The organism is Marinobacter sp. NFXS9 (assembly GCF_040148665.1).
Lineage (GTDB): Bacteria > Pseudomonadota > Gammaproteobacteria > Pseudomonadales > Oleiphilaceae > Marinobacter_A > Marinobacter_A mangrovi.
In genome coordinates, this window is the sequence record NZ_JAGDDW010000001.1 from 70,209 (window position 1) to 95,587 (window position 25,379).

General features: G+C 60.7%; 25 protein-coding genes. 12 read left to right on the forward strand and 13 right to left on the reverse strand.

The window, feature by feature from the left end; all coding sequences use genetic code 11:
• Positions 1-72 precede the first annotated feature (72 nt).
• From trxB to J3364_RS00345, 6 genes are all read right to left on the reverse strand, one after another.
• Positions 73-1,029 carry a thioredoxin-disulfide reductase gene (gene trxB / locus J3364_RS00320; RefSeq protein WP_349555781.1) on the reverse strand — a complete coding sequence of 319 codons (957 nt, stop codon included), beginning with the start codon at positions 1,027-1,029 and terminating at the stop codon, positions 73-75.
• A 214-nt stretch (positions 1,030-1,243) separates the two neighbouring features.
• A complete protein-coding gene (locus J3364_RS00325; RefSeq protein WP_349555782.1) occupies positions 1,244-2,155 on the reverse strand; it encodes an AAA family ATPase in 912 nt (303 codons plus the stop codon).
• A gap of 7 nt (positions 2,156-2,162) precedes the next feature.
• Positions 2,163-3,077 carry a carbon-nitrogen hydrolase gene (locus J3364_RS00330; RefSeq protein ID WP_349555784.1) on the reverse strand — a complete coding sequence of 305 codons (915 nt, stop codon included), beginning with the start codon at positions 3,075-3,077 and terminating at the stop codon, positions 2,163-2,165.
• Positions 3,074-4,072 carry an agmatine deiminase family protein gene (locus tag J3364_RS00335; protein WP_349555786.1) on the reverse strand — a complete coding sequence of 333 codons (999 nt, stop codon included), beginning with the start codon at positions 4,070-4,072 and terminating at the stop codon, positions 3,074-3,076. The genes J3364_RS00330 and J3364_RS00335 overlap by 4 nt, the downstream gene beginning before the upstream one ends.
• 180 nt (positions 4,073-4,252) lie before the next feature.
• Positions 4,253-4,588 (reverse strand): hypothetical protein, encoded by a 336-nt coding sequence (locus J3364_RS00340; protein WP_349555788.1) that lies wholly within the window; start codon positions 4,586-4,588, stop codon positions 4,253-4,255.
• A gap of 261 nt (positions 4,589-4,849) precedes the next feature.
• Positions 4,850-5,422, reverse strand: a complete 573-nt coding sequence (locus tag J3364_RS00345) for a PilZ domain-containing protein (RefSeq protein ID WP_349555790.1) — start codon at positions 5,420-5,422, stop codon at positions 4,850-4,852.
• Between the two features lie 200 nt (positions 5,423-5,622).
• Here J3364_RS00345 and J3364_RS00350 point away from each other — a divergent pair, with 200 nt between their 5' ends.
• Positions 5,623-6,864: a lipoprotein-releasing ABC transporter permease subunit gene (locus J3364_RS00350; protein ID WP_203140783.1), complete on the forward strand. Its 1,242-nt coding sequence runs from the start codon at positions 5,623-5,625 to the stop codon at positions 6,862-6,864.
• Positions 6,857-7,576 carry an ABC transporter ATP-binding protein gene (locus J3364_RS00355; RefSeq protein ID WP_349555791.1) on the forward strand — a complete coding sequence of 240 codons (720 nt, stop codon included), beginning with the start codon at positions 6,857-6,859 and terminating at the stop codon, positions 7,574-7,576. The genes J3364_RS00350 and J3364_RS00355 overlap by 8 nt, the downstream gene beginning before the upstream one ends.
• Positions 7,577-7,624: 48 nt before the next feature.
• Here J3364_RS00355 and J3364_RS00360 read toward each other — a convergent pair whose 3' ends face one another.
• Positions 7,625-8,149: a DUF2062 domain-containing protein gene (locus J3364_RS00360; protein WP_123633484.1), complete on the reverse strand. Its 525-nt coding sequence runs from the start codon at positions 8,147-8,149 to the stop codon at positions 7,625-7,627.
• Positions 8,150-8,251: 102 nt separating this feature from the next.
• Between J3364_RS00360 and J3364_RS00365 the strand changes: the two genes are divergently transcribed.
• From J3364_RS00365 to murB, 9 genes are all read left to right on the forward strand, one after another.
• Positions 8,252-10,648 carry a DNA internalization-related competence protein ComEC/Rec2 gene (locus tag J3364_RS00365; protein WP_349555793.1) on the forward strand — a complete coding sequence of 799 codons (2,397 nt, stop codon included), beginning with the start codon at positions 8,252-8,254 and terminating at the stop codon, positions 10,646-10,648.
• Positions 10,649-10,680: 32 nt separating this feature from the next.
• Positions 10,681-11,307 carry a flagellar polar localization protein PocA gene (gene pocA / locus J3364_RS00370; RefSeq protein WP_123633482.1) on the forward strand — a complete coding sequence of 209 codons (627 nt, stop codon included), beginning with the start codon at positions 10,681-10,683 and terminating at the stop codon, positions 11,305-11,307.
• Between the two features lie 5 nt (positions 11,308-11,312).
• Positions 11,313-11,735, forward strand: coding sequence for an ExbD/TolR family protein (locus tag J3364_RS00375; protein WP_123633481.1), 423 nt, complete (start codon positions 11,313-11,315; stop codon positions 11,733-11,735).
• 66 nt (positions 11,736-11,801) lie between these two features.
• Positions 11,802-13,550, forward strand: a complete 1,749-nt coding sequence (gene msbA / locus J3364_RS00380; protein ID WP_349555796.1) for a lipid A export permease/ATP-binding protein MsbA — start codon at positions 11,802-11,804, stop codon at positions 13,548-13,550.
• A gap of 5 nt (positions 13,551-13,555) precedes the next feature.
• Entirely contained in the window at positions 13,556-14,551 is a 996-nt protein-coding gene (gene lpxK / locus J3364_RS00385; protein WP_349555798.1) for a tetraacyldisaccharide 4'-kinase, read from the forward strand.
• A 19-nt stretch (positions 14,552-14,570) separates the two neighbouring features.
• Positions 14,571-14,759: a Trm112 family protein gene (locus J3364_RS00390; RefSeq protein ID WP_123633478.1), complete on the forward strand. Its 189-nt coding sequence runs from the start codon at positions 14,571-14,573 to the stop codon at positions 14,757-14,759.
• A gap of 73 nt (positions 14,760-14,832) precedes the next feature.
• Positions 14,833-15,630, forward strand: a complete 798-nt coding sequence (gene kdsB, locus J3364_RS00395) for a 3-deoxy-manno-octulosonate cytidylyltransferase (protein WP_349555800.1) — start codon at positions 14,833-14,835, stop codon at positions 15,628-15,630.
• Positions 15,623-16,102 (forward strand): low molecular weight protein-tyrosine-phosphatase, encoded by a 480-nt coding sequence (locus J3364_RS00400; protein ID WP_349555802.1) that lies wholly within the window; start codon positions 15,623-15,625, stop codon positions 16,100-16,102. Before kdsB ends, J3364_RS00400 begins: the two co-directional genes overlap by 8 nt.
• The gene (gene murB / locus J3364_RS00405; protein WP_349555804.1) at positions 16,099-17,157 is read left to right on the forward strand and encodes a UDP-N-acetylmuramate dehydrogenase; all 1,059 of its coding nucleotides are present in this window, start codon (positions 16,099-16,101) and stop codon (positions 17,155-17,157) included. Before J3364_RS00400 ends, murB begins: the two co-directional genes overlap by 4 nt.
• A 92-nt stretch (positions 17,158-17,249) precedes the next feature.
• Here the strand turns inward: murB and J3364_RS00410 are convergent, their stop codons facing one another.
• Both J3364_RS00410 and J3364_RS00415 read right to left on the reverse strand, forming a co-directional pair.
• Positions 17,250-17,942, reverse strand: a complete 693-nt coding sequence (locus tag J3364_RS00410; protein ID WP_123633474.1) for a TSCPD domain-containing protein — start codon at positions 17,940-17,942, stop codon at positions 17,250-17,252.
• 31 nt (positions 17,943-17,973) lie between these two features.
• Positions 17,974-20,115 (reverse strand): adenosylcobalamin-dependent ribonucleoside-diphosphate reductase, encoded by a 2,142-nt coding sequence (locus J3364_RS00415; RefSeq protein WP_203140787.1) that lies wholly within the window; start codon positions 20,113-20,115, stop codon positions 17,974-17,976.
• 588 nt (positions 20,116-20,703) lie between these two features.
• On the opposite strand from J3364_RS00415, the gene J3364_RS00420 reads away from it, so the two are divergent.
• Positions 20,704-21,516 (forward strand): DUF6160 family protein, encoded by an 813-nt coding sequence (locus J3364_RS00420; RefSeq protein ID WP_349555807.1) that lies wholly within the window; start codon positions 20,704-20,706, stop codon positions 21,514-21,516.
• Positions 21,517-21,578: 62 nt separating this feature from the next.
• Here J3364_RS00420 and J3364_RS00425 read toward each other — a convergent pair whose 3' ends face one another.
• The 4 genes from J3364_RS00425 to J3364_RS00440 all read right to left on the reverse strand — a co-directional run bounded on the left by J3364_RS00425 (position 21,579) and on the right by J3364_RS00440 (position 25,234).
• The gene (locus J3364_RS00425; RefSeq protein WP_502882454.1) at positions 21,579-22,391 is read right to left on the reverse strand and encodes a substrate-binding periplasmic protein; all 813 of its coding nucleotides are present in this window, start codon (positions 22,389-22,391) and stop codon (positions 21,579-21,581) included.
• A gap of 160 nt (positions 22,392-22,551) precedes the next feature.
• Entirely contained in the window at positions 22,552-23,346 is a 795-nt protein-coding gene (locus J3364_RS00430) for an ABC transporter ATP-binding protein (RefSeq protein ID WP_349555809.1), read from the reverse strand.
• Between the two features lie 3 nt (positions 23,347-23,349).
• A complete protein-coding gene (locus J3364_RS00435; protein ID WP_123633469.1) occupies positions 23,350-24,246 on the reverse strand; it encodes an ABC transporter permease in 897 nt (298 codons plus the stop codon).
• 22 nt (positions 24,247-24,268) lie between these two features.
• On the reverse strand, positions 24,269-25,234 hold the full coding sequence (locus J3364_RS00440; RefSeq protein WP_123633468.1) for an ABC transporter substrate-binding protein: 966 nt from the start codon (positions 25,232-25,234) through the stop codon (positions 24,269-24,271).
• Positions 25,235-25,379: the final 145 nt, after the last annotated feature.

Genomic DNA, 25,379 nt, shown 5'->3' on the forward strand with positions numbered 1-25,379 from the left:
CGACACGGTAAAACGGCAGGCTCGGGAAAGAGCGGGGCACACCTGGTCGGTACGCCCCATTACCCATCGGGATCAGTCGCCCAGTTGATCCAGGAAACGCTCGGCGTCGAGTGCTGCCATGCAGCCGAAGCCGGCGGAGGTGACCGCCTGGCGGTAGACGTGATCCGCCACATCACCTGCGGCAAACACGCCTGGTACGCTCGTCTGCGTGGCCATGCCTTCCAGGCCGGAGCGGATGCGGAGATAACCGTTTTCCATGTCCAGCTGGCCCTGGAACAGGTCGGTGTTGGGCTTGTGGCCGATGGCGATAAACACGCCCGCCAGTTCCATATCTTGGGTGTCGCCGGTCTTGGTGTTCCGGATCCGCATGCCGGTCACGCCGGTGGCATCGCCCAGAACTTCATCCAGGGTGTGATCCCAGACAATGCGAACGTTGCCGTTCTTCTCTTTCTCGAACAGCTTGTCCTGCAGGATTTTTTCGGCGCGCAGTTTGTCACGACGATGGACCAGGGTGACTTCGTCGGCGATATTGGAGAGGTAAAGCGCTTCCTCGACCGCGGTGTTGCCACCGCCGATGACGGCCACTTTCTGCTTGCGATAGAAGAAACCGTCACAGGTGGCGCAGGCCGAGACGCCCTGTCCCTTGAACTTCTCTTCGGAGTCCAGGCCCAGGTACATTGCGGAGGCACCCGTCGCAATGATCAGGGCGTCGCAGGTGTATTCGCCACTGTCGCCCTTGAGACGGAAAGGACGTTGGTTCAGGTCGGCTTCGTTGATGGTGTCGTACACCACACTGGTTTCGAAGCGCTCAGCGTGTTTCAGCATCCGCTGCATTAGCTCCGGACCCTGGACCCCGTCGTTATCGCCCGGCCAGTTGTCCACGTCTGTGGTGGTGGTGAGCTGGCCACCCACTTCAATACCGGTGATCAGGGTCGGATTCAGGTTGGCGCGAGCGGCATAGACCGCGGCGGTGTAGCCTGCCGGGCCCGAGCCCAGGATGATCAGTCGGGAGTGCTTAACGTCGCTCATGATGCCTTCTCTCTTGAAACATGTCTCTCGGGCCCGGTTGCGAAGCGCTCTTCCTGCGACGTCCGCCGGGTCCCGTTCAGTAAATGGGGGCGAGAATAGCATGAAAGCCAGGCTCGCCAGAATTGATTACCCCAATCCGGATTATTGCACCGGGCTATGATGATGCCGTCACTGATTTGATTGATATGACGTCCTCGGTGTGGATTTCAAGCCGTCAAGCGAGAACCGGCACCTGCTCCAGCAGTTGCCGCACCCGCTGGCGGCTCTGCGCCGGGTCGCCCTGTTCCAGCCGGTGGCGAGCCACGGCGGGGAAGACGGCCTGGACGTCGTCCGGGAGTACGTGGTGACGTCCGTCCATTAGTGCCCAGGCCCGGGCCGCGCGAATCAGGCCCAGGCCAGCGCGCGGCGACAGGCCATAGAGTACGCCCGGCATCTGCCGGCTCTGTTGCAGGATGCGCTGGACATAATCCAGCAGCGGGCCGCTGGTTTTGACCCGGTCCACCGCCTGTTGCAGCACCTGTAGGTCGTCGTGGCCAATAATGGGCTGAAGCTGCCCGGTCAGTAGCCGGCGATCCGACCCTTCCAGCAGTGCACGTTCGGCCCGGGGGTCGGGATAGCCCAGTTCGAGACGCATCAGGAAGCGGTCCAGCTGAGATTCCGGCAGCGGAAACGTGCCGCCCTGTTCCAGAGGGTTCTGGGTCGCGATGACGAAGAACGGTTCGGGCAGTGGCCGCGTCTCGCCCTCGATGGAGACCTGGCGTTCTTCCATGGCTTCCAGCAGGGCGCTCTGGGTGCGCGGTGATGCCCGGTTGATCTCATCGGCAAGAACCACCTGCGTAAAGATCGGCCCTGGATGGAAGACGAGGCTGCCGGCCTCTTTGTCGTACATGGAAAAGCCCAGCACGTCTGCCGGCAGCAGATCGTTGGTGAACTGGATGCGGGTGTAGCTGAGGTCCATCGCCCGGGCCATGGCATGGGACAGGGTCGTCTTGCCCATGCCGGGAATGTCCTCGATCAGCAGATGCCCGCGGGCAAGCAGGCAGCACACCGACAGGCGAACCTGATGATCCTTGCCCAGCAGGATGCCGTTGAGCTGCTCAACCGCGGCGTCGATCAGTTTCTTCATGACCGCCTCAGTCCCGCACGCGTTGCAAGATCTCGCCGTAGGCATCGATGCGGCGATCGCGCAGGTAAGGCCAGATCCGGCGAATGGATTCGCTGCGGTCGCGGTCGATGGTGGCGTGCAGGATGCTTTCGTCGGTGTCGTTGGCCCGGGCGAGGAATTCACCCTGCGGCCCGCAAATAAAGCTGTTGCCCCAGAAACGGATGCCATCGCCGATGCCTTCGGGATGAGGCTCGGTTCCGACACGGTTGGGTGCGATCACCGGCAGGTTATTGGCGACAGCATGGCCGCGTTGCACGGTTACCCAGGCGTCCAGCTGTCGCTGTTGCTCGGCCGGTTCATCGGTCACATCCCAGCCGATGGCGGTGGGATAGATCAGGATTTCGGCGCCGGCCAGGGCCATCAGTCGCGCTGCCTCCGGGTACCACTGGTCCCAGCAGACGAGAACGCCCAGTTTGCCCACGGACGTCTGGATCGGGGTAAAGCCGCTCTGGCCGCTGTTGAAAGTCGCATCGCCGGGCGTGAAGTAGAACTTCTCGTGAAATCCCGGGTCGTCGGGAATGTGCATCTTGCGGTAAAGGCCGGCCAGACTGCCGTCCGTGTCGAAGACCACGGCCGTGTTGTGGTAGACGCCATTCATGCGCCGCTCGAAAATCGAGCCCACCAGCACGATACCCAGCTCTTTGGCCAGCCCGGCCAGCCTCTCTGATGTGGGGCCCGGGATGGGTTCGGCCAGGTTGAAGGTATCTGTGTCCTCGTTCTGGCAGAAATAGAGCGTGGCGTGCAGTTCCTGCAGGACTATCAACCGAGCACCATCAGCGGCAGCCTTGCGTATCTGCTTTTCCGAAGTGGCCAAGCTCACGTTTTTGTCCGGGCTGCAGGTCTGCTGGATGGCGGCGACCTTTAATGGGCGTTGTGCACTCATGGTCTGACGATTCCTTCGGGCAGTTGCATGGTGACGCAGTGCAGACTGCCATGCTGATGGATCAGGGGCTGGCAGTCGATGGCGATGATTTCCCGATCCGGAAACAGGCCCTGCATCACACGGATGGCCTCTTCGTCCTGCGGCACGCCATAGACCGGCAGCAGCACGGCGCCGTTGATAATCAGGAAGTTGGCGTAGGTGGCCGGCAACCGCTCGCCTTCATCGCCATAACAGGCCTGCGGCCAGGGCAGGGCGGTCAGCGTGTAGGGGGTGCCATCCGCCGTGCGGAACTGCTTGAGTTCGTCTTCCATCGCGGTGAGTGCAGCGTAGTGTTCATCCTGCTTGTCGTCACAGCGCACGTAAGCGATGTGGTCGACTGCCACGAAGCGGGCCAGCGTGTCGATGTGGCTGTCGGTATCGTCGCCGGCGAGGTAGCCGTGATTCAGCCACAGAACCCGTTCGGCGCCGAGGGTGTCGCGCAACCGGCCCTCGATCTGGCTGCGGTCGTAGTCCGGGTTGCGGCTGGTCGACAGCAGGCATTCGCTGGTCGTGAGCAGGGTGCCCTCGCCGTCGGATTCAATCGAGCCGCCCTCCAGGACGAAGTCCACCGGTTCCAGCGGCGTTTGACCAAACAGGCCGGCTTCGCACAGCGCACGGTTGAGCGCGTCGTCCTTGTCCCAGGCGAATTTGTCGCCCCAGGCGTTGAAGCGGAAGTCCAGCAGCTTGAGGTCGCCGTTGGTGACCGCAATCGGCCCGTGATCACGGGCCCAGGTGTCGTTGGCCGGTGCGGCGCTGCTAAGCACTCGGCCGGGCAGCGATTGTCTGCGAGCCCAGTCGTCCAATGACGCCGTGAGGCGATCGAGTGTCGGGCGGTCTTCGCAGCTCAGCACCAGGTGTTCGAAGCGCAGCACCGCTCTGGCGATGGCTTCGAAGACCGGCTCAACCACATCCAGTCGATCCTGCCAGTCGGTACCGGCGTGAGGCCAGGTCAGCATGACAGCACTTTGGGGTGCCCATTCGGCGGGCATGCGGCGGGACATACTCAAGATTCAACTCACTCTGTCCGGTCGGGGCGAAGCCCGGCGTCGGGCCACCTGAAAAGTCGCTATTCTAACGGCTAAGAACCTTTACGCCAGCGCACCGTATCCGGATTCGGATACTACTGACAGAAGGCCTCAGTTTGACTCCGGCTTTCTGACGGAATGGATGACATGGTTGTATTCGAAATAGACGATGAAGTCGTCATAAACCCATTGAGTGATGGGAGGATCACCCACCGGCCCCTTGACGGACTGGGGCTGCCCGTAGCGTTGGCGCACCTGATCCTGCAATTGGCCGTGCTGCGGCATGCTTGCGGTGCTGCGATCGGAGCCCTGCTGCATGACAGGCGTCTTGAGTTGTTCGGCGCCGGCGGTCAGGGATGCGGTCATCAGCAGGCTGCCTGCCGCCAGGCCGAGCAGGGTGCGGCTTGCCAGCTTGCGCCATGGGGTGCGGGAAGTAACGGTGTTCATGGGTCGGATTACCTTATGGTTACTGCATGAAAGGCCGTCCCTCATCACGCGCAGGACGCCCGGGAACTGATGGGTGTCGGGTCTGTCTTGAGGGGCATTGTGACCACGGCGAAGGGGCGTGTCGTTCCTCATTGACAGTCCGGATATGGCCGGCAGTTCCCTGAATTACGTAAATTTATTATCAGTCCAACAGTACTACAGGTTATGGTCCAGAGAAACTTTTTGGTGGCTACGCGGAACGCGTGACGACTCGTGGTGACGTTACGCCTGATCGCGCTGGCGCTGGCGGATCTGCCAGCGCATGACGTGGCGGGCTATCTGCTGGCGGTCGGCGTCGTCCAGCGCGGTGAATTCGGCATGCACCCAGCGGCGCCCGTTGTCGTCTTCACTGAAGGAGACGATCGTTCCCTCGCCCCGCGGCATGAAGAGTTCCGGTGGCAGGGTGAGACGGATTGCAAGGCGGTCGCCCACGGTAAAGTGAGGATCGTCACTGGGAAACGCGACGCCCCCTTCGCTGAGGGTTACCTCGGACCAGCGCTCCGGTTGCAACGGATTTTGCTCAAAGGCCATAATGCGCGCCAACGTGTCGACCTTGGAATTAAACGATTTCATCAGGTTGGCCAACAGGCGGTCCTTTTCGGCCAGTCCGGCGAGCTGATTGCGGATATCCAGGTCGATACGACGCAGTTCGTCGTGCAGGGGTTCAAGCACGTCGTCGCCGAAAGGATGGCCCGGGTCCCCGTCGGTCCCGGAATTCAGGCGCTTTATCTCGAGACCGACATGATCGTGGATCCTGAAATAGTCACGCCGGTCCTCGTCAAGAGGTGGAACCATAGATAGCCTCGCTGAGCGCCTTGTCCTGGTTGGTGTTGTTCTGGGTTTTCGCCGGTATCCGGCGTTCCGGCATCACCGCCTGCGACACCATGAAAGGAAAAGGTGCGGGTGATTGCCCGGTACCATTCAAGTTTAACAGCTCGGCGGGCCTTGTGTGGCAGCCGGCGACACTGACTTCAGGGAAGCGGTAGGCCCTCTACATGTTCAAACCCTTATCTTTCTCGATTGGCATGCGGTACACCGCCGCCAAGCGACGCAACCACTTTATTTCGTTCATTTCGTTGATGTCGATGCTCGGCCTGATGCTGGGTGTGGCACTGCTTATTATTGTGCTGTCCGTCATGAACGGGTTCGACCGGGAACTGCAGACGCGCATTCTGGGCATGGTGCCCCATGCCACCATTCAGGGGCAGAGCACGATAGACGACTGGCAGCGCATTGATCGCCAAGCCACTCGGGATCCGGAAGTGATTGCCGCTGCGCCTTACATTCAGGGGCAGGGCATGATGACCGGTCGGGGTAACGTCCACGGCATCCTGCTCAATGGCATCCTGCCGGATCAGGAGCGGGAAGTTTCCATTATCGACAAGCATATGGTTCAGGGCTCGCTGGACGATCTCAAGTCCGGCGAGTTCGGGATCATTATCGGGCGACTGCTGGCGGCCAGTCTGCGGGTGCAGGTGGGCGACAAGGTCACGGTGGTGATGCCGGAGGCTTCGATAACGCCGGCCGGGGTATTGCCGCGGCTCAAGCGCTTTACCGTCAAGGGCATCTTCAAGGTGGGCGCCGAGCTGGACGCCAACTACACGCTGATCCATATGGACGATGCCGCCAAGCTGATGCGGACCAACGGCAAGGCGCAGGGTGTCCGGCTGTTGGTGAAGGATCTGTTCAAGGCGCCGAGCGTGGCGGAGCGGGTGGCCCGCGGGCTGGGTGGCCGTTATTACGTGTCCGACTGGACCCGCACCCACGGCAACCTGTTCCAGGCCATTCGTATGGAAAAAACCATGATTGGCCTGCTGCTGATGTTCATCGTCGCAGTGGCGGCGTTCAACGTGGTGTCCACGCTGGTTATGGTGGTCACCGACAAGACGGCCGACATCGCCATCCTGCGCACCATGGGCGCAACCCCCGGGCGGATCATGCGGATCTTCATCGTGCAGGGTGCCATCATCGGAGTGATTGGTGTGCTGGTAGGAACGCTGCTGGGGATTCTCGGGGCAGAAAATGTCAGTGCCGTGATTTCCTGGCTGGAACACGTCACCGGACACCAGTTCCTCAGCCCGGACGTGTATTTCATCAGCTACCTGCCGTCGGAACTGCAGTGGGAAGACGTGTTTATCATCAGTGGTGCCGGCCTGGCCATGGCTCTGCTGGCAACAATCTATCCGGCATGGCGTGCGTCCCGTGTCGATCCGGCGGAGGCCTTGCGGTATGAGTGAAGCAGCTGAAAACATTCAACGTACGGAAGATCGTCCGCTGACCATCGATTGTCGCTCCCTGGCTCGCACTTACAAGCAGGGACCGACCGAACTGACGATTTTCTCCGATATCTCCCTGGCCGTTGGCGCTGGAGAAACCGTGGCCATCGTGGGCAGCAGTGGGGCCGGCAAGACGACGTTGCTTAATTTGCTCGGCGGCCTGGATAAGCCGTCCAGTGGTCACATCGAGATCTGTGGCGTGGACATTCACGGCCTGAACGAAAAGGGACGTGCCCGCTTCCGCAACCGGCAGCTGGGTTTCGTCTATCAGTTCCATCATCTCCTGCCGGAATTCACGGCACTGGAAAACGTGATGATGCCCGGCGCTCTGGGCGGCCTGTCGATGGCGGAGGCCAGGGAAAAGTCGCGCCTGATTCTGGACAAGGTCCGCCTGGGCAAGCGCCTGAACCACAAGCCGGGTGAATTGTCCGGCGGTGAGCGCCAGCGGGTGGCGATCGCCCGCGCCCTGGTCAACGAGCCCGAGTGTGTGTTGATGGACGAGCCGACCGGCAACCTGGATGAGCACACCGGGCGCGAGGTGCAGGGACTGATCGAATCGTTGCGCGACGAGTTGGGTACCGCCTTTGTGGTGGTGACTCACGATATGGGTATGGCGCGCCGTCTGGGACGGGTGATGCATCTGGAGGAAGGCCAGCTCTTCGAGGATCGCTGATTGGCTTGAAGAGGGCGGCGGATGTCGCCGCTCTGCCCGTCGTATCAGCTATGCAGAATGGTGGCGCAGGACCCGCCGCTTGCGCCAGTCACTGCGGACCTTGCGGCGCCAGAGAAACTGGATCACCAGGTAGCTGATGCAGGCGCCGATCACACCGACGACCACAGAACCGAAGTAGAGTGGCACACCGATATCGATCAGCTGTTCGCTGAGCCAATGCCAGGACAGGTGAAATTCGAAATCCAGCACTGGTCGGCCCAACAGCCAGGCGCCGACCTTGTAGTTGAAGTAGAAAATCGGCGGCATGGTCAGCGGATTGCTGATCCAGACCAGGGCGACGGAAACGGGCAGATTGGCATTGAACCAGATCGCAAAAAAGCCGGCGGCGACCATCTGGAACGGCATCGGTATAAAGCAGAAGAAAACGCCAATAAGGAACGCCCGACACACCGCATGACGGTTGATATGCCAGAGGTTGGGTTCATGCAGGACGTCGCCGAGGAAATGCAGGGCCTTCATTTCCCTGATTTTCTCTGGTGTCGGCATGTGACGCTTGATGAACCTTTTGGGCATAGCGTTCCGCTTGGTTGTCCGTCCTGTTCGGCGTCAAGGCGTTGAATGCCGACTGTGCCGTAATTATGGATAAAGGGGCAAGGATTGCCCGGGAGTTAGACTGTGCGAGCAGGGATCGCTGCGTTCGCGGGCGGCGTCATCTTACTGTATTGTGTCGGCGAAATACCACCGTGGCCCTTACCCGTAATTGCCCTGATCATGGGTTGCCTGCTCGCCCGATTTCGATCGATCGCCCTCCGGCCTGTGGCGTTTATGGTGATCGGGCTGTCTACAGGATTGATCTGGGCCGGCTGGATGTCCAGTGAACGTCTCGCCACCCGCTTGCCTCATGCCCTCGAATCGGGCACGCATCTTGTCGAAGGATACCGTTGCAGCCTGGTATCGCCTGGCGCCTACCACAGTCTTCGTTTTGAGTTCTGTGTTACCCACTGGCCGGAAGCAACGCCGGATCATCCCATTGCAGCCAAGCGTTTGCGTCTGGCCCTGTATGGCGCCGAGCCATCGCTTGTCTTGCCGCGCCAGCTTCAACTCAAAGTACGCCTCAAAGTGCCTCACGGCTCAGTCAATCCGGCGGGATTCCGCTATGAGACCTGGCTGTTTCGGCATGGTTTCGATGCAACAGGCAGCGTCCGGGATTGGTCAGAACAGTCGGTGTCCTGTGGTATCAATTGTCACTATCATGTCTGGCGTGAGCGGGTGGCGGGCGGCTTGGGCGACGCCTACGGCGGGCTGGAAAGCTATCCGCTGATCGAAGCTCTGCTGCTGGGGGAGCGGCGTCTGCTGGATGCGGAGGACTGGTCGGTGTTCCGTAAAACCGGCACGTCCCACCTGATTGCCATTTCCGGCCTGCACATTGGTCTGGTGGGGTTGTTTGTCGGCAGTCTGGTTGCCGGCTTGCTGAAACGATGGCCCGGTGAGCCGAGTGCGCGCGGGCGGCGTCGCCTGGTATTCGGCGCCAGTCTCTGTGCCTGTGCGACATACGCCTTGCTTGCCGGCTTTACCGTGCCGACGCAAAGGGCGCTGGTGATGGTGGCGGTCACGGGGCTGGTTTACCTGCGCGGCCGTCAGTCCGGCTACTGGACCGCGTGGCTGGTTGCGATGGCCCTGGTTCTGTTGATGGACCCCTTTGCACCGCTGGATGGCGGGTTTTGGTTGTCATTCGGCGCAGTCGCCGGGCTGATTGTCATGTTTGCCTCGCGTATCAGGCCGCCGGGGCGAATCGCCACATTGTTGGTGGCCCAGTTGGGTGTCATGGCCGGGCTTCTGCCGATCCTGATGGTGCTGGGTTTGCCGCTCTCCGTCAGTGGCTGGCTGGTCAATCTGGTCGCGATTCCCTTGATGTCGTTCCTGTTGTTGCCGGGTCTGTTTTTGCTGGTGCCCCTGGGGTTGATTGTCCCGTTTTGCCAGCCTTTGATCGGCCGGGTGTTGGACATGGGGTTGGGCGGTTTCATGTCCGGTCTGAGCTATGTGGCGAATCAGTCTCCAGAGGGGGTGGTGTTGCCGGCGGCGACGGCTGGGTTGGTGGGTAGCCTGGTGCTGGTCATGCTATTTCCGATGCGGTGGGGCACGCGGGGGTGGCTCCTGGTCGCAATGTCGGGATTGCTGGCTGGTCAGGTGATGGCGCTCACCGAATCGGGCATCGAGGCGAACGAATCCGTCGCAGTGCCGGAACTCTGGGTCTGGGATGTTGGTCAGGGTTTGGCGGTGACGTATCGCGATGGCAATCAGGTTCTGCAGTATGACACCGGGCCGGGGTCACCGGCCGGCTTTACCGCGGTTAAGGATGCACTGCTGCCCGGATTTCGGCATGCCGGAATCCGTGATTTGAATTGGCTGATGGTCAGTCACGGGGATGCTGATCACGCCAGCGGTCTGGATGACCTGTTCGGTCACATCCGGGTGGATCGACGATCCAGCGGCGAGCCGGCCCGGGTGGAAAAGCGGGCGGGGCCGGGTGCGGCTGGTACCTTTGAGGGCTGCCTGAAAGGCGGCCGGGTGGGACGGTCTCGCATTGATGTCTGGCAGGATGGCGGCGAAGTGTCCGGCAATGCGGCATCCTGTGTAGTGCGGATTACACGGGACGGCTATTCGATCATCCTCCCCGGAGACATCACCGCCGAGCAGGAACAGGACTGGTTGCAGGGCCATCCCCCGAGGCCCGGGCGCGATCGAATCGTGGTGGCTCCGCACCACGGCAGCAAGACGTCGTCCAGCCTGGAATGGGTTCAGCAATTGGCGCCGGAGTTGGTTGTATTCTCGGCCGGCTATCGGCATCCCTACGGTCATCCTGCTCCGGAAATTCGGCAACGTTATCGGGCCGGCGGTGCCCGGACTGTCAATACGGCGACGTCTGGTGCGATCCGTATACGTCTGGAAAATGACGCTCCGAGCGTCCATGTCGAGCGGGCCGATGCGCCATTCTGGATCGAACCGCCGCCGGATCAATGTCCTGGGGCCGGTTGCAGGGTGTGGCGAGCAGGGCCGGCTGTGCTAAAGTAGCGCGCGGCTGTTCATTATCAGGGAGACAAAGCGTGTTAGAGCTTCTAAAGGCGGGTGGCATCATCATGGTGCCGATCATTGCGTGTTCGATTCTCGCCCTGGCTATCATTCTCGAACGTTTCTGGTCACTGCGCGTCTCGCGAGTGGCACCGGAAAGCACCATCAATGAGCTGTGGCGCTGGATCAAAAAGAAGGAACTGAACGCCCGCAAGATCAAGGCTCTGCAAACGTCCTCGCCGTTGGGACGGGTGTTGGCCGGTGGCCTGATGAACGCCAAGCATGGCCGCGAAATCATGAAGGAAAGCATTGAGCAGGAGGCCAGTCAGGTCATCCATGAGCTCGAGCGCTTCCTGAATCCGCTGGGAACAGTGGCCACCATCACGCCGCTGCTTGGGCTGTTAGGTACCGTGATCGGCATGATCAAGGTCTTTGCCGAAATCCAGCTGGCCGGTGTCGGCGATGCCGGTAATCTGGCGGGCGGTATCTCCGAGGCTCTTATGACCACGGCTGCCGGCCTGAGCGTCGCGATCCCCGCGCTGATCTGTCACCGCTATTTCATCCGCCGTGTGGACGAGCTCGTCGTCAACATGGAGCAGGAAGCCATCAAGCTCGTCGAAGTGGTTCACGGCGACCGTGAAATCGACGTAGAGGGAGCTTGAGCGCCGTGAAGTTCAAGCGCCAGAGAAGTCAGGAAGTCGGTGTCGATCTGACCCCACTGATCGATGTGGTTTTCCTGCTGTTGATTTTCTTCATGGTATCGACCACGTTCACCCGGGAAAGCCATCTGAAGGTGGATCTGCCGGAAGCCAACGGCGAAGTGTCCGAAGCCCAGGCAAAGCAGGTCGACGTGGTGATTACCGCGGAAGGTCAGTATGCGGTAAACGACCGGCCGTTGGTCAATAATCAGCGGAAGACGCTGCAGAAAGCCGTGCAGGATGTGTCCGGTGGTGACACCCAGTTGCCGTTCATCATTACCGCGGATGCGCAGACACCGCACGAATATGTGGTTCGGGCGATGGATGTTGCCGGCCGGCTGGGTTTCGTCAAGCTCAGCATCACCACCCAGAGCGAGTCTGAGGGTGACTGACCGCTGCGGCCCCGGCTGGCCCGGGGCCGACGCAGTAACCGACCGACTATCGACCGGAACGGAATTATGAGTGCGGAGTCCGCAACCAACTGGCAGACCTACAAGCGTCTGCTGTCTTACGTTAAACCCTTCTGGGCGGCTTTCCTGTTGGCCGTGCTGGGCAACGTCATCTATGCCGGTGCGTCCACGGGCATGGCGGCCGCGATGGAATACGTCATCAAGGCGATCGAAAACCCCACCGACGAGAACCGGTTGATGCTCACCGGCATGATTGTCGGCGTGTTTGCCCTGCGGGGGCTGGGTACGTTCCTCGGCCAGTATTTCATCAACTATGTCGGACGCCACGTGGTCAACGCCCTGCGTAACCAGGTGTTTGACCGGCTCTTGCGCCTGCCATCACGCTTCTACGACGATCACTCTAGCGGTCATCTGGTTTCCAAGCTGACCTTCAACGTGGAGCAGGTGGCCGATGCCACTACCAACGCAGTGACCATCACCCTGCGCGAAGGGCTCACGATCGTCGGTCTGATGGGCTTCATGCTCTACACCAACTGGAAGCTCACCCTGATTTTCGTGGCCCTCGGGCCGGTGATCGGTTTTGTGGTGAGCTACGCCAGCAAGCGTTTCCGCAAGCTCAGTCGCCGCATCCAGGGTTCCATGGGCGACATCACCCATGTCTCGTCGGAAACGATCAGTGGCTATCGGGTGGTGCGCATCTTCGGTGGCGAGGAATATGAGCGTGATCGTTTTCATTCGGTCAGCGGGCGCAACCTGAATCAGAGCCTGAAAATGGCGTCCACCCAGGCGATCAGCGTGCCGGTGATCCAGATTCTGGTGGCCTTTTCCATCGCGGCGCTGGTCTGGGTGATGCTGGCACCGGAAATCCGGGGCGGCATGACCACCGGACAGCTGGTGGCGTTTATCACTGCAGCGACCACCATGGCCAAGCCTATCCGCCAAGTGACGTCGGTCCATGCCAAGATCCAGAAAGGGGTTGCGGCGGCCCACGATGTCTTTGAAACTATTGATGAAACACCGGAAGAAGATTCCGGTACGTTTGCTCCGGAGCGAGTAAAGGGCGACATCAGCTTCAAGCAGGTGCGTTTCCATTACCGTGATCAACTGGATGATGTTCTGAAGGGTATTGATCTGGACATTCCTCAGGGTCAGAGCGTGGCGCTGGTGGGACGCTCCGGTAGTGGCAAGTCGACGCTGGTCAGCCTGTTACCCCGCTTCTACGACTACACCGACGGCGAAGTGCAGATCGATGGCGTGGCCTTGCCGGAATACACCCTGGCTGCGCTGCGTCGGCAGATAGCGCTGGTGACCCAGAACGTTGTGCTCTTTAACGACACGATCGCCGCCAATATCGCTTACGGTGCGTTGCGTGACTATTCCCGCGAGGATATTCGCGAGGCGGCCGCCAAGGCGCATGCTCTTGAGTTCATCGACCGAATGCCGGAAGGCATGGACACCCTGATTGGCGACAACGGGGTGATGCTCTCGGGTGGCCAGCGGCAGCGCTTGGCCATTGCCCGGGCGCTGCTCAAGGACGCACCCATCCTGATCCTGGATGAGGCTACCTCGGCGCTGGATACCGAGTCCGAGCGGCACATCCAGGAAGCGTTGGATCTGGTCATGAAAGGCCGTACCACGCTGGTGATCGCCCACCGCCTGTCGACCATCGAGAAGGCTGATCGCATCCTCGTGATGGACGGCGGCCAGATCGTCGAAGCTGGCCGCCACGAGGAGTTGTTGGGGCAGGGCGGTATCTACGCCCAGTTGCACCAGACCAACTTCAGCGAAGCGGGTTAATCGGAATGGTGGATCGCCTCTGGTACGGTTCCGGCCGGCCATTATGGCCATTGTGGCCGTTGGCGTGGCTGTTCCGGTGGATCACACGCCGGCGTCGCGAAGCCTATCGGCGTGGCCGGCGCACGGCCACACGGCCGCCGGTGCCCGTCATCGTGGTGGGCAACATCACAGCCGGTGGCACCGGTAAGTCCCCATTAACCCTGGCCATCGTCGAGCATCTCAAGGCAAACGGCTGGTGCCCGGCTATCGTCAGTCGCGGCTACGGTGGCAAGGCGGATCGTCATCCCTTGCTGGTTCAATCCGATACCCCGGCTTCAGCCTGCGGCGATGAACCCCGCATGCTGGCCGATCAGGGGCAGGTGCCCGTAATTGTCGATCCGGTGCGTGCCAGGGGCGCCGTGTGGGCGTACGATGAGGGTCTGGCCGATGTGCTCGTGTGTGACGATGGCCTTCAGCATTACGCCCTGGGCCGGGATATCGAGCTTGCGGTCTTTGACGGAGAGCGTGGGCTTGGTAACGGGGCCCCGATTCCGGTGGGGCCTTTGCGCGAGGAAGTTGCTCGAGTGAGCGATGTCGACGCCGTGATCTTCAACGGTCAGGGTGTTGCGAACATCGAGCATCCGCACTCAGCGGTCATGCAACTGGAGCCCGTCGGGTTGGTCAATGTCGCTTCCGGAGAGCGGCAGCCGGCTGCCTGGCTTTCCGGGCGCACTGTCACCGCCATCGCCGGCATCGGCAATCCCGAGCGGTTCTTCCGCGCGCTGCGGCGACTGGGTGCCGACGTGTCGGGCCGGGCCTTGCCTGATCATCACGAGATCCGGCAGGGTGATCTGGAGCGCCCGGTCGGTTGCCCCCTGATCATGACGGCCAAGGATGCGGTGAAATGCCGATCCCTGGTGGACGATAATTGCTGGGCATTGGAGATTCGTGCCAGTCTGCCAGAGACATTCTGGACTATGCTGGACAGGCGGCTGGCTGAACTCACCAGGAAGCCAGTCTGAAACCTTGAGAGATAAAGCCATGGACAAGAAGCTGATTGCCATGCTGGCATGCCCCGTTTGCAAGGGTGAGCTGGCGCTCAACGAGGCCCGGGACGAATTAATCTGCCGTCCCGACGGTATGGCGTTTCCGGTGCGCGAAGGCATACCCGTTATGTTGGCCAGCGAGGCGCGCACCCTGACAACCGACGAGCGGCTGGACAAGCGCTGATCGTCGTCTGAATTTCCGTCGGGCCGGGCGCCCGGCATGCCATTCCGGATACAGCGAAGAGTCAGGTACGACCATGTCATTCACCGTAGTGATTCCCGCACGCTATGCATCCACCCGTCTGCCGGGCAAGCCGCTCCTGGAAATCGGCGGGCAGACCATGATCGAACACGTCTATAACCGCGCTTGCGAAAGCGGGGCGGCTCGCGTCATCGTGGCGACGGACGACGAACGAATCGCTTCCGCTGCTGAAACGTTCGGCGCGGAGGTAGCGATGACCGCCGCCGATCACGCTTCCGGAACCGACCGCCTCGAAGAGGTGGCGCGTAAACTGGGGCTTGGGCCCGAAGAGCGCGTGGTCAACGTCCAGGGCGACGAACCCCTGATCCCGCCGGCCCTGATCAATCAGGTAGCCGCCAACCTGGACAGCCATCCCGATGCCTCCATAGCCACCTTGTGCGAACCCATTGAGAGAACCGAGCAGGTACTGAACCCGAACGTGGTGAAGGTCGTCCGTGGGCATGACCGTTTTGCACTCTATTTCAGCCGGGCGCCCATTCCCTGGGCCCGTGAGGCCTGGCAACATCTGTCTTCAGTCGCGGGTGAAGGGGTGCCCGAGGGCATTCAATACCTGCGGCACATCGGCATCTATGGCTATCGGGTGAAGCTGCTGCACGATTTCGTCAGCTGGCCGGCCTCGCCGCTGGAACAGGCGGAGTCCCTGGAGCAGTTGCGGGCCCTTGAAAACGGCGCGCGTATCCACGTGGATATTGCCAGTGAGCGGCCGGCCGGCGGTGTCGATACGCCGGAAGATCTGGAGCGCATGCGCAAGGTATTTGCTGACGGCCTGCTGGAGGTTGAGCAGGATGCCTGAGCCGGTTCGTGTGCTGTTTGTGTGCATGGGTAATATCTGTCGGTCACCGACGGCCCATGCCATTTTCCTGAAGCGGATCGAGGAAGCGGGGCTGGGCGATCGCATTGTCGTCGATTCCTGTGGTACCGGCGGCTGGCACATTGGCGATCCGCCGGACCCGCGGGCCACCGAGGCGGGTGCCCGTCGAGGTTATGATCTGTCTCCGTTGCGGGCCCGGCTTATCCGGCCCGGCGACATGGATGCCTTTGACTACGTGCTGGTGATGGACCGGGACAATCTGGCGCGATCGTCCGAGCTGAATCCGGATGGCCGGACACAGCCGGAGTTGTTCCTGACCTACGCGTCGGACAGTCCGGTGGACGAGGTGCCGGATCCCTATTATGGCGACGGTGATCGCTTCGAGCAGGTCCTGGACCTGATTGAATCGGCTTGCGACGGTCTGCTGGAGCATATCCGGGAGCACCGGCTTTGAACGCCCGGGGGGTCGAGCCGACTGCCGATGTATCGCTGCAGGGACTCAACACGCTGCGGCTTCCGGCTCGCGCGGCCTGGTTTGTCCGGGTAACGGACGTTGATTCCCTGCGGGCGGCGCTGGACTGGGCGGATCAACGAGGTTTGTCGGTATTGGTTCTCGGCGGCGGTAGCAACGTCATCCTGGCCGGCGACTTCGATGGGCTGGTCATTCGTGTCGGTATCACCGGCCGTTGCTGGAGCGATGCCAACGGTGACACCGCAGAACTCGAGGTGGGCGCCGGCGAAAACTGGCACGAAACGGTGATGTATACCGTCAGGGCGGGTTATCGTGGACTGGAAAACCTGGCGCTGATCCCCGGCACCGTGGGAGCGGCGCCCATCCAGAACATTGGTGCCTATGGCGTAGAGCTGTCGGCAACGTTGCTCGACGTGGAAGTCTGGGACCGCGATGCGGGCGAGGTGCGCCGTTTGTCGGCTGAGGCCTGTGAATTTGACTACCGGGACAGCGTCTTCAAGCGTCATCCTGAGCGCTACGTCATCCTGCGCATTCGCCTCCGGCTGTCCCGGACCGCGCCTCTCAACCTGGGTTATCGCGATCTCCAGGACTATTTTGCCGATGAGGAAGTCGCCGAGCTGACCGCCGACGATGTGGCGCGCGCCGTCATCAAGGTACGTTGCCGGAAGCTGCCGGACCCGGATTTTCTGCCCAATGCCGGCAGTTTCTTCAAGAACCCGGTGGTGCCGCTGAGCCAGTATGAATCACTGAAGGCGCGGTTCCCGGAACTGGTGGCTTATGTGGGTGCGGACAGCGCCAAGCTGGCGGCTGGCTGGCTGATCGACACATGCGGCTGGAAGGGGTATCGGGAATCCCACGTGGGCGTGCATAACCATCAGGCGCTCGTGCTGGTCCATCATGGTAACGGACGGGGCGCCGAATTGCTGTCGCTCGCTGCCAGGATCCGTGACGATGTGATGAACCGTTTTGGCGTCGCCCTGGAAGTGGAGCCGCGTGTCTTTCCGGTCGCCCTGCGTGAGGAGTTTCACTTCGGTTAGGCGCTCGACTGGCCGGCCGGATCAATCCGGCACTCACAAAAAAGCCACCCGATCGGGTGGCTTTTTCGTTTCATGAGCCTGATCTGGTCAGATCAGCCGCATTTGCTGTCGCCGCAGGACAGGCAGGTGGCGCAGCCATCCATCACGATCACGGCCTTGGTGTTGCACTTGCCGCACAGCGTGGCGTTGGCCGGGTAGTCGTTGCTGGCCTCGTCATTCGTGGACTCGGTCTGGCGAGACTCGAACTCGGCCCGCTTTTCGGCCAGGACGCGCTTGGCAACTTCGCCCATCTCTTCGTTTTCAATCAGGCCGATGGCCTTCATGTGACGCTCAATGACGGCACCGATCTCGGCGACCAGTGACGGCATGAACACGCCGCCTTTCTTGAAGTAGCCACCGTTCGGGTCATACACCGAACGCAGTTCTTCGACCAGGAACGTCACGTCGCCCCCCTTACGGAAGACCGCGGAGATAACGCGGGTGAGGGCGATGACCCACTGGAAATGCTCCATCGACTTGGAGTTGATGAACACTTCATAGGGCTGACGGCTCTCATGATCCGTGCCTTCGTTGAGCAGGATGTCATTGATGGTGATGTACATCGCATGCTCGGCGATCGGCGGCTTGATCTTGTAGGTGGTTCCCAGCAGGAAATCCGGCCGTTCGATGTTTTCGTTCATCTTGATCGGTGCCGGTTCCTTGTTCTCCGGCACGTCGGTTTTGGGCGCGTCGTCAGCTTTGGTGACCCGGTAGCCAACGATTTTCTTGTCGATCTTGACGGTCATCTTTCTATGTCCTGTGTGCTGTGGTGACGGTTCAGTACTTGCCGTAGGTGCCTTCTTTCAGGGCGTCGAAGAGGTTCGCGGCGGTGTGGATCTCGCCGTCGTACTCAATCTCTTCATGGCCCTTGAGGCTCACCTTGGAACCGTCGTCCAGGGTAAATTCATACAGCGTATTCTCCAGGTCCTTCTGTTTGACCAGGACGCCCTGGAAGGCCTCCGGGTTGAAGCGGAACGTGGTGCAACCCTTGAGTCCTTTCTCGTAGGCGTACATGTAGATGTCCTTGAAGTCCGGATACGGGAAATCGGTCGGAACGTTCGCCGTCTTGGAGATGGACGAGTCAACCCACTTTTGGGCGGCACCCTGGATATCCACGTGCTGCGTCGGTGTTACATCGTCGGAGGTGGTGAAGTAGTCCGGCAGCTTCGCCTCGGCTTCGTCAGAGAAAGGCATGGCCTTCGCGTTGACCAGATGGCGATAGGCCAGCAATTCGTAAGAGAAGACGTCTACTTTCTCTTTGGTCTTGCGGCCTTCGCGGATCACGTTCCGCGCGTAATGATGCGAGAAGCTCGGCTCGATGCCGTTACTGGCGTTGTTGGCCAGCGACAGGCTGATGGTTCCGGTCGGCGCGATGGAGGTGTGGTGCGTGAAGCGACCGCCTTTCTCGGCCAGCTTGGCAATCAGCTCCGGCTCGACCTCGCCAATACGCTGCATGTAGCGACTGTACTTGGCATGCAGGATACGGCCAGGCACCTTGTCGCCTTCCTTGATGCCGTCTTCCCGCAGCTGCGGGCACTTGGCCAGCATCTTGCCGGTGACTTCGAATTCGTCGTTCATGATCGGGGCCGGGCCCTTTTCCTCGGCCAGGGACAGGGACTGGCGCCAGCCCTCGACGGCCATCTCGCGCACGACGTTTTCGGTAAAGGCAACGGATTCCTCAGAACCATACGGCATGCGCAGCATCGCCAGCGTGGAGCCCAGGCCCAGGATGCCCATGCCGTGGCGGCGCTTGTAGCGGATCTCGTGGCGCTGCTCTTCCAGCGGCAGGCCGTTGATTTCCACCACGTTGTCCAGCATGCGGGTGAATACGCCCACAACCTGGCGGTACTTCTCGTAGTTGAAGCTGGCCTTCTCGGTGAACGGGTAGTCCACGAACTTGGTCAGGTTGACCGAGCCCAGCAGGCAGCTGCCATAAGGCGGCAGGGGTTGCTCGCCGCAGGGGTTGGTCGCGCGGATGTCCTCGCAGAACCAGTTGTTGTTCATCTGGTTGACCTTGTCGATCAGGATGAATCCCGGCTCGGCGTAGTCGTAGGTGGACGTCATGATGCTGTCCCAGATGAACTGGGCTTTCACGGTCTTGTAGATGCGGCAGGCGACCTTGCCTTCGTCGTTGCAGACGTAGCCTTCCTGGATCGGGAAGTCGCGGTAGACGAAGCTGGCCGCGTCGGTCAGGTCCAGTCCTTCGGATTCGGCTTCCTGTTCGGTGACCGGGAAAGACAGATGCCAGTCCTCACCGTTCTTCACCGCTTCAATGAAATCCTCGGTGATCAGCAGCGACAGGTTGAACTGACGCAGACGACCGTCCTCACGCTTGGCCTGGATGAAATCGATCACATCCGGATGATGCACGTCGAACGTGGCCATCTGGGCGCCGCGACGGCCACCGGCGGAGGACACGGTGAAGCACATGCGATCGAAGATATCCATAAAGGACAGCGGACCGGATGTAGTAGCGCCGGCGCCGGCGACGTAGGCACCTTTCGGGCGGAGCGTGGAGAATTCGTAGCCGATACCGCAACCGGCCTTGAGGGTCAGGCCGGCTTCGTGGTTCTTCTCCAGAATATCGTTCATGGAGTCATTGATGCTGCCGGAGACGGTGCAGTTGATGGTCGACGTCGCTGGCTTGTGCGCTTCAGCGCCGGCGTTGGACGTGATCCGGCCAGCCGGGATGGCGCCGTTCTGCAGGGCCCAGACGAATTCCTTGAAGTACTTCTCACGCTTCGCCTTGCTGGTTTCCACCTGGGCGAGGGCACGGGCAACGCGCGAGTAGGTGTCCTCGATGGTCTGGTCAACAGGCTCACCGCTCTTGGTTTTCAGCTGGTATTTGCTGTTCCAGATATCCAGCGAGGCATCCTGCATGGGAATGGTTGTCATGAGTTCCTGTACTTTCGCGTTCATTGCCGCCCTCAAAGCTCCGATGATTCCTAGATTCAGGCTCCTGCAAGCCCGACCCCAATGCCAGGCACCCTGTGGCCCGACTCAATAAGAAACACTACATCTGGTGTTTAAGCGAGCGTTACGCTGAAACACCGAAAACGGCCTGCTACCGCCTATTGTCGCGGCTTGCCGGCCGTGGATGGATACACTGCATCAACCGTCGTCGTTGGTTGGGTTGTATGAAATAAACCCAATATATCGGTCAATTTTCGAAAAGTATAACAGGATATTGTGGTCTGTGAAGGAAGCGGAAACTATCGATAGCTGAAGAATGGTCGGTAATTTTCAATCTTGGCGGTCTTGCAAAATCGCGATGAACGGGAATCCGGCGCGTCGGTGCGGTCAGAAGCCCTGCCACAACATGTAGTGTCCGTCGTGGGCGTTTTTTGATCACTTTTTGCGACGGTCACGCTGGAATTGTGACGGCTTGCACGTCGAGTAAAAAGACGTGTCGCTAAAGTGGGATCATGGAGGGAATCTGTGAGTCGCCTGAGGGCCACAGGCTGTATCGCTTCATAACTCCAATAAAAGCAATAAGGGACTATAAAAATGCAAGGCCTGAAACTGAGTCCGTTAGCGCTGTGCCTGGCTTTTGCGCCAGTGACCAGCTTCGCGGAGATTCAAGCGCTCGACGAGAGTGAAATGGGTAATGTGACCGGCCAGTCCGGTGTGTCCATCGAGCTGGAAACCAAGGTCAATATCGACGAGTTCCGTTACACCGATGAGGGAACCCTGGCCATCAGCGATATTGAAATCGGCGGTACCAACCGCACCAACCTGTTTTCCGAAATCGGTTCCAACCTGACCAGTCAGCCAGCCAGCGATCTGCTGGATAACATCAGGATCAACATCGATGTTCTGGGCGACGGCGATGCGGTGGTCAACATCCTGCCGAATACATTCGGTGCAGTGGACTTCCGTATGAGTACAGGGCAGTGGGAGCTGCGTGGCGCCACCGACAGTACGACCATCCTGGACAACTTCCATATGGATGCGCTGATCGGCTCAGCCACCATTCGGGTAGATACGGCAACCGATATCCTGAATTTCAAGACGGACATTGCCATCGATGACATGGACTTCGATGCGCCGTTCCTGGCGCTGGGGGTCAGGGACCTGCGTCTGACCGGCGACGAATACGACCCTGTTGCGCCGCAGCCGCTGGATCTGTTCGCCGACGTCGAGATGGATGTCTACCACGGTACCCGGGCCGATGGTCAAAGCGCACTGGCGATTGACCTCCAGGAATTCCGCTCCGATGTCACCATCGGCGGGGTGTTGGTGGGGGGTACATCGATAGGCTCGATTGCCCTGGACAATCTGTCCATCAACAACACGTCCCTGCGGGTCTACGGGCACTGAGGCGGTGCCGGAAAGATCGCGGCGGATTGCCGCGATCTTTCTTCTTTCAGGCTTGCTGAAAACTACTGATAATAACGCTGGATAATGTTTTCCATCCTCGTCCGGCCGTTTTTCTCCACCGTTTGCTTCAACGCGTCAATGCCCTCCTGAAACGCCTTCACCACGTGATCCGGAACATCCGGGCTGAAAGCGAAATAAGCCTGGGTTTTCAGGAGTTCCCTGACCATGCCGTAACGGGCGGTGTTCAGATCGTTCCGATTGATGTACCAGAGGGCCGCCGCCTCGTTGTAGGCCCAGAGGTCAATGCGGCCTGCTGCCAGCATCAGGGCCAGGCTGTTGCCGTTGCTCTGTCGATAGAGATGATCGCGGGAGAAGCCGGATTTCAGGGCGAGTTCCTCGCCAATGTCGTTGCGAATGACGCCGACAATGGCGGAGGTGGGGTCGACCGGCGTCGCGTCGTCCCTGCGGGCAATCAATCCGATCTGGATGGGCATGACCGGACCCGCCCACTTGAACCGCTTTTCCCGGGATGGGACGCGTGCCGTCGCGAACAGCACCTGACGAGTGCCGTTCAGGGCGTCGGCATAGGCTCGGGCCCAGGGAAAGAAGCGGACATTGGCAGGATCGAAATTCAGGCCCAGTGGTTTATCCAGCGCTTCGAGGACATCAATGAAGATGCCCCGGGCGATCTCGCGGCCGTCCGGGCTGGACGAGTCCCGGAAGTTGTAGGGTGGAAAATCCTCGCTGACATACTGGAGTTGGCTAATGGCATCGTCTGCCCGGAGGGGCTGGATGCAAAATGAGGAAGCCAGTGCCAGGGCCGCGGTCGAAAACCGACCGAACCAGGACAGCATAACCGAGGTCATGCGAAGCACGATGCCATTCCTGCCTTTCACGTCGATGAGGGGATGCGGTCTCGAGGCCGGTGCCCATAGCTTGCTATCGACACCGGTCCTCACTGAAAACTAACCGCAAAGGAGAGGAAATGCCAGTTTCGGCGACATAAACCTGAGACAGCTTGCTGCTGAGGCCTGTTCAGCCAAGCAGCAGACTGTCATCACTGACTTCGATGCCACGCTGCTTCTCGAACAGTTTCAGCAGGTCGCTGACAGTCAGCCCCTCGCGTTCCTGGCCGGCAATATCGAAGACCACCTGGCCCTGGTGCAGCATCACGGTACGTTCGCCCACTTCCAGCGCCTGCTTCATGCTGTGGGTGACCATCAGGGCTGTCTTCTTCTGGTCGTGGATGATGCGCTTGGTGAGATCCAGCACGAACTCCGCCGTGCGGGGGTCCAGGGCCGCAGTGTGCTCATCCAGCAGCAGGATGCTGGAAGGGTTGAGGCTGGCCATCAGCAGACTGACCGCCTGGCGCTGGCCGCCGGACAGCAGCCCCATCTTATCCCCCAGGCGGTTCTCCAGCCCCAGGTTCAACGTGGCCAGACCTTCCCGGAAGCGATCCCGGTAGCAGGTCTTGACCGCTGAACCGAGGCCTCGTCGCATACCACGCTTGATGGCCAGCGACATGTTTTCCTCGATGGTGAGATTCTCGCAGGTTCCGGCCAGTGGATCCTGGAACACCCGGGAAACGCGACCGGCCCGTTTGTGGGTGGACAGGCGGGTGACATCCACGCCATCCACTTCGATGCGGCCGCTGTCCACCAGCACCTCGCCGGACAGGGCGTTGAGGAGCGTGGATTTGCCGGCGCCGTTACTGCCGATCACCGTGACGAATTCGCCCTGATTCACGGTCAGGCTGAGGCCCCGCAGTGCCGGATTTTCCAGGGGCGTGCCCTTGCCGAAAGTGAGTCTGAGGTCTTTTACGGTAATCATGGCTCAGCTCCGGGAAAACAGGGCTTTCACCGAATGCCGTGCATTCGGCAGGACAATGGCGAGAGTGACCAGAACGGCGGTGATCAGGTTGAGGTCCTGGGTTTTCAGGCCGATGAAGTCTGCGTTCAGTGCCAGGGCGATCGCCAGACGATAGAGGATCGCCCCGATAATGCACGCGAGCAGGGCCCGAATCACGCTGCGCGGCGCCAGGACGGCTTCACCACCGATCAGGGAGGCCAGGCCGACGACGATCACGCCAACACCCATGGTCACGTCCGCCGCCCCCTGGCTCTGGGCAAACAGGGAACCTGCCAGCGCCACCAGACCATTGGACAGCGCCACACCGAGAATGATCATCCAGCCGGTGGCAATGCCTTGGGCTCGCGCCATGCGGGGATTGGCGCCGGTGGCCCGCATCGCCAGGCCGGTTTCGGATTCCATAAAGCGCCACAGCAGGATCAGCACCACCACGGCGACGATAAAGAACAGCACGACCGGCACCTGATGGAAGGCCAGCCCCAGGTCGTACCAGGGGGTCAGCACGGTGTCTTCCGAGAGCAGGGCGATGTTGGGGCGCCCCATGATGCGCAGGTTGACGGAATAGAGCGCGATCATGGTCAGGATCGACGCCAGCAGATTGAGGATCTTCAGGCGTACGTTCAGCGTTGCCGTGACGGCGCCGGCCGCCATGCCGGCCAGAATCGCCGCGCCGGTAGCCAGCCAGGGATTCCAGCCGTTGATGATCATGACGGCTGAAACGGCAGCGCCCAATGGGAAACTGCCGTCGACTGTCAGGTCGGGAAAGTCGAGTACCCGGAATGACAGGTAAATCCCGAAGGCAACCAGGCCGTAGATCAGCCCGGTTTCAAAGGCCCCGTACAGGGCGATTTCGCTCAGCATGGTGGTCCTACTGCAAGATGGATCAGTTTTCGATGACTTTTTCGGCGTCCTCGATGACGTCCGGTTTCAGCTCAATGCCCATGCGCTTGGCAGCGCCCGGGTTCACGTACAGGGAGAGTGTTTCCACCCCGCCAACCGGGATGTCGCCGGGGTTTTCACCCTTGAGCACGCGTCCCACAAGTTTGCCGGTCTGACGGCCAACGTCGTAGTAGTCGAAGCCCAGGGCGGCGACGGCGCCGCGGGAGACGGTCGCGGTATCGGCGGCGAAGACGGGAATCTTGGCGCGTTCACCGACGGAGATCACGGCTTCGGCGGCGGAGATCACGGTGTTGTCGGTGGTCAGGTAAATGGCGTCGACTTTGCCGACCAGGGAGCGGGCAGCGCCGAGCACTTCGGACGTCTTGGTGGCTGCTGCCTTGACCAGTTTCAGACCGCGGGCTTTCAGACGCTCATCCAGATCATTGACCAGGGCCACCGCATTGGCTTCGCCCGGGTTGTAGACGGTACCGATGGTCTTGGCGTCGGGCACCACGCGCTGGACCATGTCCAGATGTTTGTCCAGCGGCAGCATATCGCTGACACCGGTGATGTTGCTGCCGGGATGCTCCAGGCTTTTGACCAGCTTTGCACCCACCGGATCGGTCACCGCCGAGAAGACGACGGGAATGTCGCGGGCCGCAGCAGCAACGGTCTGGGCGGACGGCGTGGCAATGGCGACGATCACGTCCGGCTGGTCTCCCACGAACTTGCGGGCGATCTGGGCGGCAACCGCGGTATTCGCCTGGGCGCTCTCATGCTCGTAGGTGACATCGGTGCCCTCGGCATAGCCTTCAGCGGTCAGTTCATCCTTGACGCCCTGGTAGACGGCGTCGAGGGCCGGGTGTTCAACGATCTGCGTCACGGCGACGACACGTGGGTCGGCCTGGAGAACGCCAGCCACAAGCAGTGCGAGCGCTGCAAAGACAACTCTCAGGGTGGAACGATTCATGCGGTGATACTCCCGATCCTCTGGTGGTTGGTGAGCCGTCTGAGCGGGTGTTCCCACCCATGCCAGCCGACCGATCGAACGGCGTCTGCCGGTTCAGCGGCTCTTCATTATGTCATTGCCCGGGAAAAATGCTGGGCCGCGAAAA

Excerpts from the sequence above, each read along its gene's own strand:
- trxB (WP_349555781.1), bottom strand. The coding sequence starts at position 1,029 with ATGAGCGACGTTAAGCACTCCCGACTGATCATCCTGGGCTCGGGCCCG.
- J3364_RS00325 (WP_349555782.1), bottom strand. The coding sequence starts at position 2,155 with ATGAAGAAACTGATCGACGCCGCGGTTGAGCAGCTCAACGGCATCCTG.
- J3364_RS00330 (WP_349555784.1), bottom strand. The coding sequence starts at position 3,077 with ATGAGTGCACAACGCCCATTAAAGGTCGCCGCCATCCAGCAGACCTGC.
- J3364_RS00335 (WP_349555786.1), bottom strand. The coding sequence starts at position 4,072 with ATGCTGACCTGGCCTCACGCCGGTACCGACTGGCAGGATCGACTGGAT.
- J3364_RS00340 (WP_349555788.1), bottom strand. The coding sequence starts at position 4,588 with ATGAACACCGTTACTTCCCGCACCCCATGGCGCAAGCTGGCAAGCCGC.
- J3364_RS00345 (WP_349555790.1), bottom strand. The coding sequence starts at position 5,422 with ATGGTTCCACCTCTTGACGAGGACCGGCGTGACTATTTCAGGATCCAC.
- J3364_RS00350 (WP_203140783.1), top strand. The coding sequence starts at position 5,623 with ATGTTCAAACCCTTATCTTTCTCGATTGGCATGCGGTACACCGCCGCC.
- J3364_RS00355 (WP_349555791.1), top strand. The coding sequence starts at position 6,857 with ATGAGTGAAGCAGCTGAAAACATTCAACGTACGGAAGATCGTCCGCTG.
- J3364_RS00360 (WP_123633484.1), bottom strand. The coding sequence starts at position 8,149 with ATGCCCAAAAGGTTCATCAAGCGTCACATGCCGACACCAGAGAAAATC.
- msbA (WP_349555796.1), top strand. The coding sequence starts at position 11,802 with ATGAGTGCGGAGTCCGCAACCAACTGGCAGACCTACAAGCGTCTGCTG.
- lpxK (WP_349555798.1), top strand. The coding sequence starts at position 13,556 with ATGGTGGATCGCCTCTGGTACGGTTCCGGCCGGCCATTATGGCCATTG.
- J3364_RS00390 (WP_123633478.1), top strand. The coding sequence starts at position 14,571 with ATGGACAAGAAGCTGATTGCCATGCTGGCATGCCCCGTTTGCAAGGGT.
- kdsB (WP_349555800.1), top strand. The coding sequence starts at position 14,833 with ATGTCATTCACCGTAGTGATTCCCGCACGCTATGCATCCACCCGTCTG.
- J3364_RS00400 (WP_349555802.1), top strand. The coding sequence starts at position 15,623 with ATGCCTGAGCCGGTTCGTGTGCTGTTTGTGTGCATGGGTAATATCTGT.
- J3364_RS00410 (WP_123633474.1), bottom strand. The coding sequence starts at position 17,942 with ATGACCGTCAAGATCGACAAGAAAATCGTTGGCTACCGGGTCACCAAA.
- J3364_RS00415 (WP_203140787.1), bottom strand. The coding sequence starts at position 20,115 with ATGAACGCGAAAGTACAGGAACTCATGACAACCATTCCCATGCAGGAT.
- J3364_RS00420 (WP_349555807.1), top strand. The coding sequence starts at position 20,704 with ATGCAAGGCCTGAAACTGAGTCCGTTAGCGCTGTGCCTGGCTTTTGCG.
- J3364_RS00430 (WP_349555809.1), bottom strand. The coding sequence starts at position 23,346 with ATGATTACCGTAAAAGACCTCAGACTCACTTTCGGCAAGGGCACGCCC.
- J3364_RS00435 (WP_123633469.1), bottom strand. The coding sequence starts at position 24,246 with ATGCTGAGCGAAATCGCCCTGTACGGGGCCTTTGAAACCGGGCTGATC.
- J3364_RS00440 (WP_123633468.1), bottom strand. The coding sequence starts at position 25,234 with ATGAATCGTTCCACCCTGAGAGTTGTCTTTGCAGCGCTCGCACTGCTT.